At 39.2% G+C, this 11749-nt stretch carries 9 protein-coding genes; 4 read left to right on the forward strand and 5 right to left on the reverse strand.

Translation table 11 applies throughout. The features are described 5' to 3' along the window. Positions 1 to 11: 11 nt before the first annotated feature. The 5 genes from NKI27_RS07800 to NKI27_RS07820 form a co-directional block, all read right to left on the reverse strand. A complete protein-coding gene (locus tag NKI27_RS07800) occupies positions 12 to 494 on the reverse strand; it encodes a hypothetical protein (RefSeq protein WP_265049102.1) in 483 nt (160 codons plus the stop codon). Next, positions 487 to 1779: an AAA family ATPase gene (locus tag NKI27_RS07805; RefSeq protein WP_265049103.1), complete on the reverse strand. Its 1293-nt coding sequence runs from the start codon at positions 1777 to 1779 to the stop codon at positions 487 to 489. The genes NKI27_RS07800 and NKI27_RS07805 overlap by 8 nt, the downstream gene beginning before the upstream one ends. Further along, complete coding sequence (locus NKI27_RS07810; protein WP_265049104.1) at positions 1773 to 2990, reverse strand: restriction endonuclease subunit S; 1218 nt, start codon at positions 2988 to 2990, stop codon at positions 1773 to 1775. Before NKI27_RS07810 ends, NKI27_RS07805 begins: the two co-directional genes overlap by 7 nt. Continuing rightward, positions 2980 to 4500, reverse strand: a complete 1521-nt coding sequence (locus NKI27_RS07815; protein WP_265049105.1) for a type I restriction-modification system subunit M — start codon at positions 4498 to 4500, stop codon at positions 2980 to 2982. Before NKI27_RS07815 ends, NKI27_RS07810 begins: the two co-directional genes overlap by 11 nt. Positions 4501 to 4566: 66 nt before the next feature. Next, on the reverse strand, positions 4567 to 5196 hold the full coding sequence (locus NKI27_RS07820) for a restriction endonuclease subunit S (RefSeq protein ID WP_265049106.1): 630 nt from the start codon (positions 5194 to 5196) through the stop codon (positions 4567 to 4569). A 174-nt stretch (positions 5197 to 5370) separates the two neighbouring features. Here NKI27_RS07820 and NKI27_RS07825 point away from each other — a divergent pair, with 174 nt between their 5' ends. From NKI27_RS07825 to NKI27_RS07840, 4 genes are read left to right on the forward strand one after another with little or no spacing between them, the layout of a single operon-like run. Then, positions 5371 to 6753, forward strand: coding sequence for a tyrosine-type recombinase/integrase (locus NKI27_RS07825; RefSeq protein ID WP_265049107.1), 1383 nt, complete (start codon positions 5371 to 5373; stop codon positions 6751 to 6753). Then, a complete protein-coding gene (locus tag NKI27_RS07830; RefSeq protein WP_265049108.1) occupies positions 6746 to 9349 on the forward strand; it encodes a hypothetical protein in 2604 nt (867 codons plus the stop codon). The genes NKI27_RS07825 and NKI27_RS07830 overlap by 8 nt, the downstream gene beginning before the upstream one ends. Next, on the forward strand, positions 9346 to 11340 hold the full coding sequence (locus NKI27_RS07835; RefSeq protein WP_265049109.1) for a hypothetical protein: 1995 nt from the start codon (positions 9346 to 9348) through the stop codon (positions 11338 to 11340). Before NKI27_RS07830 ends, NKI27_RS07835 begins: the two co-directional genes overlap by 4 nt. 1 nt (position 11341) lies before the next feature. Beyond that, positions 11342 to 11746 carry a hypothetical protein gene (locus NKI27_RS07840; RefSeq protein WP_265049110.1) on the forward strand — a complete coding sequence of 135 codons (405 nt, stop codon included), beginning with the start codon at positions 11342 to 11344 and terminating at the stop codon, positions 11744 to 11746. The last annotated feature ends 3 nt before the right edge of the window (positions 11747 to 11749 follow it).

Genomic DNA, 11749 nt, shown 5'->3' on the forward strand with positions numbered 1-11749 from the left:
CTTTGATTACATTAGGGCTTGTGGTGAAACTGACTAAGATCACTATCCAATGACCAAATAAAAATTTCAGACATTCCAAACTTATTAAGGCACTTTTCATACTCTTTAATAATGCTAAGGTCACCAAAACTTGTACCTTCGGTTGTTTTAGCTGAAGATTTATTTTGTCCTGCATGATCCGGGAACTGGCTTAGCCAAGTGAGCACCTCTGAACTGTTAGGAAATTCACTGGGCTGATAAGGGGCTTGACCATTGAACGCTCCTTCTACAGCTAGGCAAAAACGCTCTGCAGTGGTACGGCGTGTACCACCATCACCATTTTGAGCAATATGATTACCTGTTTCCAATATAGTCGCCATAGGTAGAATAAAAGTAACTTCCATTTCTGCGTAGTCTTTGAAATCACTAACTACATCTTCTTTGTCTTGATTTCGTCCAGGTACGTTCAATAGGTTTAGAAAAATACTCGTATCAATTAAGCAGATTTCACTCACTCGTGCCTCCTTGCATTTTGTCAATCCAATCAAGTGCGTTTTTCTTTTTTTGCTCAGACGTAACAGGTGATTTAATAAAACGATCAATGATACCGTTAGTCACTAGTTCGCCCAATGGCCCTTGTGATACTAACCCCGCATAATCTTGCAAATCAGCCAAACGTAATAAACGACTATCACCTTTAATTGGATCTCGATAGCAGAACACGACATCAGCCAAGGCTTCATCTGGTAGTGCGTCCATTAGCGCAGGATTGTGTGTAGATAGCAGAAGGCGGATATTTCGTTTAGTAGCTTGTTCACGCATTGTTCTTAATAGCTGCTTTGCTCGTGATGGGTGTACTCCATTGTCAACTTCTTCAATAACCACTGTTGCACCTTCTGGTGCTGATAGTAACGCAGCAGCAATTGCTAAAACTCTCAGCGTTCCATCAGATAATAATTCAACAGACCACTTCCGTGCAGTTATTCCAAAGGTTTCAATTAATTCAAGAGATATTTTTCCTCGACGATCTTCGAAAAACTCTATGCCAGTTACATCTTGCTCAGGTAAGCTTTTAATAAAATCAATAATGATTGGCTGAAGTGCTTCGTCTTTCCATAAAGTAAAAAGAACACCTGAAAGATTTGAACAGTCTCCCATTAACTTTTTCTCAGCAAAACTATCTCCTCGCATAAGTGAAGGAACAGGGTCTAAGAAAAGAGTATTTTCCAATAAGTGTTGAAAGCGTTTTACTGTTTTAGGTATTTCATCTTGAGATTTTCTATGAGCAAAAACGGCTGGTGTCTCTAATTGATTCAAAATTGAAATTTGATCTGTGCAAGTAATTGTCGGTTTATGCTGACCACTTGAGAAATTATTATAGGCAACCAACACATCACTATTGAGTCCTGTAGCAGCCTGCTTTATTTGGTATAGCGGGACAGTACTTGCTTTTCCTTGAATTTGCTCCTGCGAGATGTGTAACTCTTGCTCTCGAATACAAATAGATACCTGAAAGTCATTCCAATCAGAATCATCCGTTTTGCAGCCGAGAGTAAATTCACTGCTATCCAAATAACCAAGATCTTTGAGTTGGCCGCGTAAAACCTGTTCAGAGTCATCAACTCGATGCTTTAAAACTGTAAGTTTTTGCCCTTGACTTAACCAACTTAAAAACCGGAAAGCTTCAAGTGCATTACTTTTTCCTGATGCATTAGCTCCAATCATTAGGGTTAATGGTGCAAGAGCTAACTGCTGTTCAGAATAACTCTTAAAGTTTTTTATTATGATATCTTTTAACATACTGCCCTCCTGTTTTGGATAGTAATATTTACGCGTTTTTTGCCCGTTAGCAGTTGCTGCATCAGGGCTTTTTTCTCTTGCTGTAAATCAGAGAGTTGCTGCTCGAGAATTTCGATTTCTTGGTCGGAAACGGATAGCACAGTTGCAATTTTTTGTTGCTCAGCGATATCTGGAACTAATAGTTTTAGCCGTTTCAATTTTGCTTTATTGAGTGTTTTTCCCTTTATCGCCTGATCTATCTCTTTGTCAAAATCGACAAACTCTAAAGCTTGATAAAGGTAATTATTATCCAATCGAGTCTTGTCTTTAATTTCTAGTCCGCATATTGCCTCATTTGTATAAGTGTCCATAGTTAAAAATGCTCTGCGTCCTATAGTGAGTTTAAAACTCAAAACAATAGTATCTTTTGGTATCAACGTTACATTACTTTTGGATACACCCAAATCACTGATTTTTTCAGATGTACTAGAGATATATTTTCCCTTTAAGTCTCTGATTGACAACCAATGGTTCTCAGTCTCACCATTCTCATCCCAGTACTCAGAAACAGTTCTTGAGGGTGTTCCACCGATCTCTAGATTAAATAATTCTTCAAATTTGATATATTCCCATTCACCCTCACCAAACCGTTTTTTACCAGTGAGTAGTTGTTGCATCAGGGCTTTTTTCTGCTGTTTTCTGTTGCTGACTAGTGCTCCAGTGGTACTAATTGCTTTATCCCATGTAGATAGTATCTTGGCAATTTTTCGCTGCTCCAAGATGGGCGGTAGTATTACTTCAAGTTTTTCGAATTCCTTCTGACCAAGAGTTTTATTTCGTCCTGCTCCTCCAGGAGAAGCCAAGCCTAATAAGTATTTTCCTTTTGTTGACTTGAAAAAATACAGTAAAAAATCAATATCGCATAAATTATCTTTGGGCAAAAATTGCGGGAACCGATGGGATGCAATAAACCCGATTTCATTATCTGTGGTTTTGGCTACAGCTTGCTCCCATGCAAACACTATATTGACAATAAAAGCATTGTTAACTATTTCAAAGACTCGTTTATTTCCGATTGTTACAGCGTCTGTTGGTTCTTTATGAAAAATACCTTTGCCATGTGACCTAATGCCAATCTCACGGTAAGTTTTATCCTCTTTTGGTATTACTGGTATTGATATGCGCTCCAGAAAATCAGCTACGTTTAAAAGACTCCAACCACTAGGAATCATAACCTAACTCCTCAATATAGCCTGCCATTTCTATTTCAATATCTTTCAGTTGGGCTTGCAGGTCTAGTCGCTCTGCTCGTACCGCGATCAAATCAATTTCAATCTCTTCTTCAAAGGTATCGACATAACGAGGAATATTAAGGTTAAAGTCGTTGTCTGAAATTTCTTTAACAGTAGCTAGATATGAATACTTATCAGTGGTTTCACGAACCTTGTAAGCATCGACGATTTTTTGGATGTTATCGATTGTTAGTTCATTTTGGTTTGTGCCTTTCCTAAATTCACGGCTTGCATCAATAAAGAGCACATTGGCGTCTGCCTTATGTTTTCTGAAGATTAAGATCGCAGCAGGAATATTTGTGCCAAAGAAAAGGTTGGCTGGTAAGCCAATCACCGTATCTAATAGATTTTCTTCAATCAGTTGCTGACGAATTTTACCTTCAGATGATGCCCTAAATAACACCCCATGTGGCACGACCACGCCCATTTTTCCACTTTCAGGCTTTAAGGTTTCGATCATGTGCGAAATAAAAGCATAGTCACCTTTGGTTTTCGGTGGTACCCCTCGACGGAAGCGCCCATAGTGATCGCTTGCAGCATCTTCATACCCCCATTTATCTAAAGAGAATGGAGGGTTGGCCGTCACGATATCAAAGTGCAATAAGCCAGTGCCGTCTTTATCCTTCAGCAAAGGGTTGCGAATGGTATCGCCCCACTCAATACGGTGGTTATCTTCACCATGCAGGAACATATTCATTTTGGCCAATGCCCAGGTAGAACCAATAGATTCTTGACCAAACAAAGCGTACTTCTTAGAACCATTGAAGTTGTTACGCACCATGCGACCACATTTCATTAATAGTGAGCCTGAACCACAGGCAGGATCACAGATTTGGTCACCTTCTTGGGGCTCTAAGATGCTTGCTAATAAGTCGGATACTTCTGGCGGAGTATAAAATTCGCCAGCCGTTTTTCCGCCTCCCGCCGCAAAGTGCTTGATGAGGTATTCGTAGGCATTACCTATGATATCTAAAGTGCCTACACGACTAGGACTTAAGTTGAGGATGTCTTTGCCAAAGTCTTCTAATAAGTGGCGTAGCAGATCGTTCTTTTGTTTTTCTTGTCCAAGTTTATCTGTATTGAAAGTAATATCTTGGAACACATTTTTTAACTTGGTGCCGTTGGCTTCTTCAATAGCGTGTAATGCTAGGTCAATACGTTCACCGTTTCCTGCCTGGTAGCGTAGCTCGTATAAATCCCAAAAGCTTGCACCGTCAGGCAATACAAAACGTTGTTTGGCCATCATCGCGTTAATTAATGCAGGGTTATCACCATATTGCTCAACGAGTTTATCGTGATCGTTTTTATACACGTCTGAGATGTATTTTAAGAACAACATGGTGAGTATGAAGTCTTTATAGGTATCTGAGCTGATTACACCTCGAAAGGTATCGCAGGCGGCCCAGACTGCCTTGTTTATGTCATCTTGGTTGATTTGACTGTGTGGCATTTTATTCCCTTTATATTCCTGTTCTTAAGTATGATTAATTGCTTAAACGTTGTTCTTTAGCTCAAGTCAGTTAGTCAAAATATCCAAAGCAATAGCATCTAACAGCTGTTGTCGGTTGGTAATGAGCTTCTGTAGCATCTTTTGTTCTTTAACTGCGGAGGCATGTAACGCCACCAGTTGTGCTTGTTTTTCTATTGAAGGCAGCGTGATTGGCACATCTTCTAATACTTGGCGACGAATACTAACGTACATTGAACCTTCGGCTGTGGTCTTGAAATAACGCTGTGCAGGAATTTGGTTTAACTGCCAGCTAATAAATTCGGGCAATACCGTTGCTGTGTTTTCGGTTTTAATACGCACGATAAAAAAATGCGGCGAGCATACTGTTTGCACCGGTAACTGTTTCACGCAGGCCGCGAAATGTTTGGCCCCCTTTGCTACAAATAAAATGTCGCCTTGTTGTAACCAGTCTGGTTGTTTTCGACCGGTTAACTCTGTGGTGATCATCTCATCTGTGCGTATTTCACCGGATGTATCAGTATCCCTCACTTGTACGACATACGTGTTGCTATCTACAACGGGGGCGATCGTGCCACGGAAGGGGTGGCCAGGCCGAATTTCTGCTATTTCGCAAAGCGTAGTATTCATTGGCTTAATCAGCTTTTCCTCTACTGAGTGCGTTTTTAGGTGAGCCACTAGCGATCTACATCACTAAATGTTGCCACCGAATTATTTAATCGTAAATTATATTGGCGCATAGTAAGAGCTTAGTCAAATAAATATGCAGTAATCAAATGATGCAAAATATGTGTTGACGATCACGCTGGTCATCAATTATATTATTTGCAGTAATTCAATGGAGCACTTATTTTGATTGAATCTTATCCAAAGGTTGTGAAGAAAAACGTGAATTTAGGTGACCTCCCTTATTTTGACGGGAGTGATGAGCATGCTAAGCGACGGGTGCAATATCACCATGATCATTGGGTAGAAAAGTTTCCGCGAGTGCTGTCATTGCAGCGAATCGCTGATGCGCTTGAAATAAACCTTTTTCTTGAACATCGATTCAAGGGGACATTTATGCCCCCTAAGCGTGGTGGTAAAAGAAATCAGTTGGGAGGTATAACGTTAACCACACTGAATTCGGTCGCTAATTCAATGTCGTTGTTTCTTCAGTGGATTGAAAAACATAATGTTAACTGGCAAGAGGTATATGCTGTCACTGATAGTGATAAAGCTAAGTACTGGCTGCCTGTTTATCGATACCGAAAGCATTTAATTGATCGGATAGTCGCTGGCGACATTGATCGTGATACAGGCAATTTGTATATCAACCATGTTCGTCATTTTTATGAGTGGGCTAGAAAACAGCGCCGTATAGATAAGTTACCTTTTAAGTATAAAACCAAGGTGATCAAGAAAAAGCGGAAAGATGGCAATATTGATTTGTTATTCACCAGTTATGGCGCTGAAGAAAAAGGCATTGTGGTTACCACCACCGATTTACTGATACCCAAAAAATATCGTCAAAAGAAAGCCAGTAACTCTGAGTTGTCACCCTATGAAAGAGAAGAGCTGAAAGCACTTTACTCTACGCATGAACTAACAAAAGACGGTCCCAGGCTTAGAGTGGATATGGCTTGTCATTGTGGTTTACGAGCAGAAGAAATTGCGACATTTCCCTCGTCATTAGTTGTTGACCCAAGCTTGAAAAACAATGGCCTCTTTTATGTGGAGATTGTGGGAAAATACGGCAAGGAAAGAACCATTATGGTCTCTCGCCATTTAATGCAGTCACTTTGGGATTACCGTAAAGCCGCAGAACATCAAACGCGATTATCAAAATGGCAACTTAAACAAGGGAGTTGTGATGAAGCGCCATTATTTTTAAATCGTTCTGGTGAACAAATGCTAGCAAAGTCGATTGGTAACGTGATCTCTAAAGTTCGTAAAGAGCTAAAAGTACGCGGCATTGTACTTAAGCGTGACTTTCATGATTTTCGCTCAACCTTTGCGACCAACTTGGCGGGATTCATGTTGGAGAAGCACCTACCACTGGGCTTTATTCAATTCAAACTGATGGACTTAATGGGACATTCCAATTTTTCTACGACACAAAAATACATTAATTTTGCGAGATCAATGACCTTCGATCAGCAAATGTCTTCCTGGGTCGACCAGTTATTTGGTGAGTTTTTAGAGCCTCTGCAAGAGGATGCTTTAAACGCCCTGGGAGATAATTCCAGTGAGTGACAGTGTTATTTCAATTGATGTTTTACGTCAGTCTTTGCAAAGCTGCATAACGGACAACAATAAGAAAAAGGTCCATCTGCATTTGAGACTATTTAATCATCTTTTAAAGTCATCTCAGGAATTATTGCTTTTTGCTAAACCATTATTGACTCATGGCGTAGAAAGGTTGTTGCAAGGTGATTATTGGCTTCAGTTTGAGATTAAATCTCAGGTGCTTACTCATGAAGATGAAGTGGTGTTTCGTCGTTGCTTGATGCACTTTGTAAGGACGGTTAAATCTGATGTAACTCGACCTTCAATCGTCCGCATTAACTTAACGTATATCGATTGTTTGGCGTGGTACAGGCAGAGCGAAGCGCTGGGCAAAGATATCTCTGAAGCACTCATAGCATGGGACACTACTGAGCATTTAGCGCCACGCACGAAGTTGTTTTACGCTCAAAATGCAATGAAAGGATTGCGCGATATCTGTAAAGCCTCGCCAGAATGGGCGCTTTCCCTGAATACAGTAGGCTTAAAAGCGTTTATTAATACCTTTGAATATCGTCAGGTCTTTGAAAAGACCGAGGTCGCTGACAAGCACAAAGTAATGGAATCATCTTTGTTGGCTTTATTGTCTGTTTATTTACCGGAAATTTTTAACACTCATATTATCGAAATAAATCATAAAATAATTGATGTGACTGATTTACATCATGTTTCCCCTATTTGTGTCAGGCAGCTGGCCGCTTTAGCTAAAATGCCTAAATATACTGGAGGCAAAGAGCATGATTTAAAGTCGGTAACGCAACGATTTATAGGCTGTGTATTCTCTTTAAAGTTAGTGTTCTCCAAGCAGAATAATAAAGGTATATGTCTCTCAGAAGGCTTAGATGCATTTAAAAATAATGAATACTCACTATTGCTTTTTTCTAAAGGCACATTAAGTCGCTTTCGATTTAACGAACTATTGCTATTTCTTGGTGATCATTACAAGAAACCAATACACAGGCATGATTATCAACTTCACTTATTTCCATTCTACTTTGAAAAAACAAATAAATTCAGGACGATAGACTTTTCAACGCTGGCGGGTTTGTCTAAGCATTTATTTGAGCAAGTCAGGACGTTTCACCAGGTAGAGTTATCGTTATTACCTGAAAAAAATTACAGCATGGAAACACTGCATACCAGGTTTAATAAGCTCAATCGTTTGTTAGTTAAGTATTTGTTTCCTGCCTTTGATAAAGAGGTTGGAGAGCTTGGCTTAGCCTGCCTAAGTACAGATAACAATCGTATTCAAAAATTAATATTTCAACAAATTCAATCGTCAGTTCAAGCAAAGCAGATGAGTTTGAGAACAGGAACTTCTTATTTTGAAGTAATTCGTTGGGTAATGGGAGCATCAGGTCAGCAGGTTGTTGAAGCATTTGGTTTATCTTTTAAACGCTATCAACGTCATGCGAAGAGGACTCGCATTGAGGATTTATATACTGAAGGTGAGTTACGAGAGTTAGTTTTTTATATTGAAAGCGGTATTAAGTCAGGCCAATCCAGTCAGCGAACGTTAGCCTTATACTTTGCAAAAATCCAATTAAAAACCTGCTGGAACACAGCGCCTCTAACAGATATTGAGGTGTCGGATATTACCGAAATTGCACTGCCTACAGCTAAAAAATCTATTAGTGTTTTAGTGCAAAAACCACGGAAAGGTTATGACATTGACTGCTATAACCTAGATGGGCGCACTGTAAACAGTGTGATGCGAGATATTCAGACCGTTAAGAATGATATTACCCAGCCTATTCGTGAAGGTAATGGTTCTTTGCCGAATAAATGTCTATTTATTTATCGCGAAAAGGCTGAAGTTTATCGGCTGGATCATAAGAATGTGATTTCATATATCAATGCTGTATTAAAAGGCTTGGGCTGTCGTGTATCTTACAATTCAATGCGGATTCGAAAGAACGGCGCTAACCATATTTATCGTAAAGTAGCAAAAGACATGCGTGCATATGAATCACATATGCGGCATGACTTCGACACGTTCATTAAACATTATCAGCGCATTGATGAAATAAAGACTCAACAAACATTGCATGAAGCAGTAGATGTAATGCAACGTTATTTTACTGGTCGGGAAATTAGCCCTGAAATTAAAGTTTTAATGATTGACGATGCATCGTTACAAAAAACGCCGACAGGAGAATGTGCTTCAGCAGGTAATGATGATGAAGCTGAACAATATCAAAAAGAACACCGCGCTTTACAGAAAAAAACTAACACCAAATCGGTGTGGTGCAGTGATTTCTTGGCATGTATTTGGTGCAAACATTTTAGAACGGTGGCTGACCCTGAGCATGTTTGGCAATTATTAAGTTACCGCGATTATGTTTTAGTTGATATGTCGGCCAGTGTTTCTGATATAGAAAATAATGAATTTCAGACTGATGCAATTCAAGCCTTGCATGATCGAGTTGGTGCGATATTGACGCAAGTAACGCTAAAAAATAAAGCAGCAGTGACTAAAGGCCAACAATTACTTAATGAAAATGGTATGCACCCATTTTGGGATTTTGCCATTACTTCAACGAACAACTTAGGCGGTATCTTATGACGAGAATTGGAGAAGCCGTAGATCAAACTCTAATCATTGATGGCGTTATAAGATTGAGGGCTTTTGATGAAAACAGGACGGATAAAGTAAATGGTCTACTGCTGTGGGATTACCTCGGCACAAATCGTCGGCATATAATTAAGTTTGGTGATGAATCATGGCGATCACCTAATAATAAGTTAGCTATAGCATTTAATGACACAAGTCCTAAATTAGCATATCAACTTAAAGCAATGGCACTAGGCATGTACACTCAGGGTTCAAGGGAAGGTATGGATCCACTTTCATGGTCAACTATTCGACTTTTAATTTCATACCTAAAACGATTTGGAACATGGCTTAAAAGATACGATATATATGGACTGGATGAATTAAATGATCTACCTGAATTGATGCTTAGGAACATCATTTATGAAATGGTCTCCTATATGAATATGGAACAATCCCCTTCAAATGCTTCAAAATTATTAGATGCAATGTATTGGGTTCGTTTATACGGGTTGATTGAAAATTCCAGTGTCTTCGATGTTATTAATGAATACTTATCGCCTTACAAGGCATTAAACATACAACGCAGAAATAAGCATGCGATTATCCCTGTCAGGGTATTAAAAATACTGTTACACGAATCAGAAGTACAAGTGAAAAAAGCAAATGCATCATTTGAGTCCTGGCATAGCATTCAGCTTTGCCTCAACGATAAGATTAGTTCATGCCCTCCTGCTGAGTTTTCTAGAGACACATACATTAACGTGTTAACTAAGAGTGGGAAGAAGGAACTAGCCAAATATCATCAAACGATTAACAAACTTCGCCGTTATGTGTTTGTGCTGGTTTTAAGTTATACAGGCATGCGTTATAGCGAGGCGATCGCTTTACCTGATGATGCAGCCATAGAAAACGATGGTAAATACTATTTAAAAACACTGTTATCAAAAACTACTGACGGGACTCAAACGCTAGAGTGGATAACAAATAAAATTACACATGATGCTGTTGTACTGCTTGCAAGAGTGAACGAGGTTTACAGGCAGCGAGCAGAACTTCTATTGACTCATCACGCCGCTGCTTTACCGGTAAAAAGGCGGTTAAATATGAAATTCGGTCTATTGAATCGGCAGCTGTTTAACGTCTCCCACCATAAGCAGTCGTGTGAATTTTCAGCTCACTCAAAGGCAACAAAAAATAGCTTCACTAATATTAATACCTTGTTTTCTATTTCTGTTACAACCGAAGATATGGAGCTTTTGAACCGTATGGGTTGCAACTACCAGTCAGTCAGCTCTAGTCATAAAGGTTTTAAAAAACCTTACAAAGAAGGCATGTTATTCAATTTTACGGCACATCAATTCAGGCATACGTTTGCTTGGTTTATCGTTGCCAATCGTCTTGGTGATTTAGACGATATTAAATACCAGTATAAGCACTTGGAGAATAGTATGACGTTGGTTTATAGCCAGAGAGGCTATGAGTCGATTGAGGAACTAATAAAACTAACCGAAAGCTTTTCTGAATTTATGGTCACTCAAGCAATGGGTGACATGGTTCAAGCAGCTGAAGATGGTGTTTTGGCTGGACGTGGAGGTCAAAGTTTCATGAGTAGACTGACTGAAATATTAAATGACGACTTAACGACAGGCAGTACACCTCATTTTTCAAATATGCAGGAATTGTTATTTTTTGCAGCAAAGCATACGTCAAGTTTTAGAGGCCTATCTCATGGTTATTGTACTAAAAGTAGTGACTGCAAGGTACGCAATGCTGCTGACCCCAGTCATTGCATCTATTGCCAATCATATATAGCAACCCCGAAACACTTACCTCACTGGATTGTTATTAAGAAACGTTGTGAATCACAACTTCAAGCATTTGAAAAATTTCCGGAAGACATGAAAAAACGCTTTCTGTCATTCAGCACTGCCTTAACTGACAATTTAAGCGCCGCTAACACCGTGATCAACCAATTAACCATTGATATCAAAGAGGCTTGAGATGGAACAAGATACTAAAACTTTGATTGAGAAGATATTCAACGAAATGGTTGAAAATAATGAAAAGGTAAATATAAGTCAGGTTGCAAGCAAAGCGAATGTGTCACACTCATTGATACATAGCAGGTACCCAGACTTAGCATTTAAAATTAATAAAGCTAAGGAGAAGCAGAAAAACAAGAAAGCAGGTATTGAAGCCAGTGAAAGTGTTGAACACTTTAAGAAAAAAATTACTCATTTAAAGAAAAGTACGGAAGACTACAAAAAAATCGCAGAGTCTTATCAGCTTCAAAATGAACAACTGTGGGAACACATTCAGCAAGTTTATGGGATGTATGACCAGGTTCTTGCTGAACGCAATGGGTTTGCCGAAAGGTTGAAATACCAGAATGGAGATATAGATTAGTGA

Origin of the sequence: Alkalimarinus alittae (genome assembly GCF_026016465.1) — a bacterium.
Classification (GTDB): Bacteria; Pseudomonadota; Gammaproteobacteria; order Pseudomonadales; family Oleiphilaceae; genus Alkalimarinus; species Alkalimarinus alittae.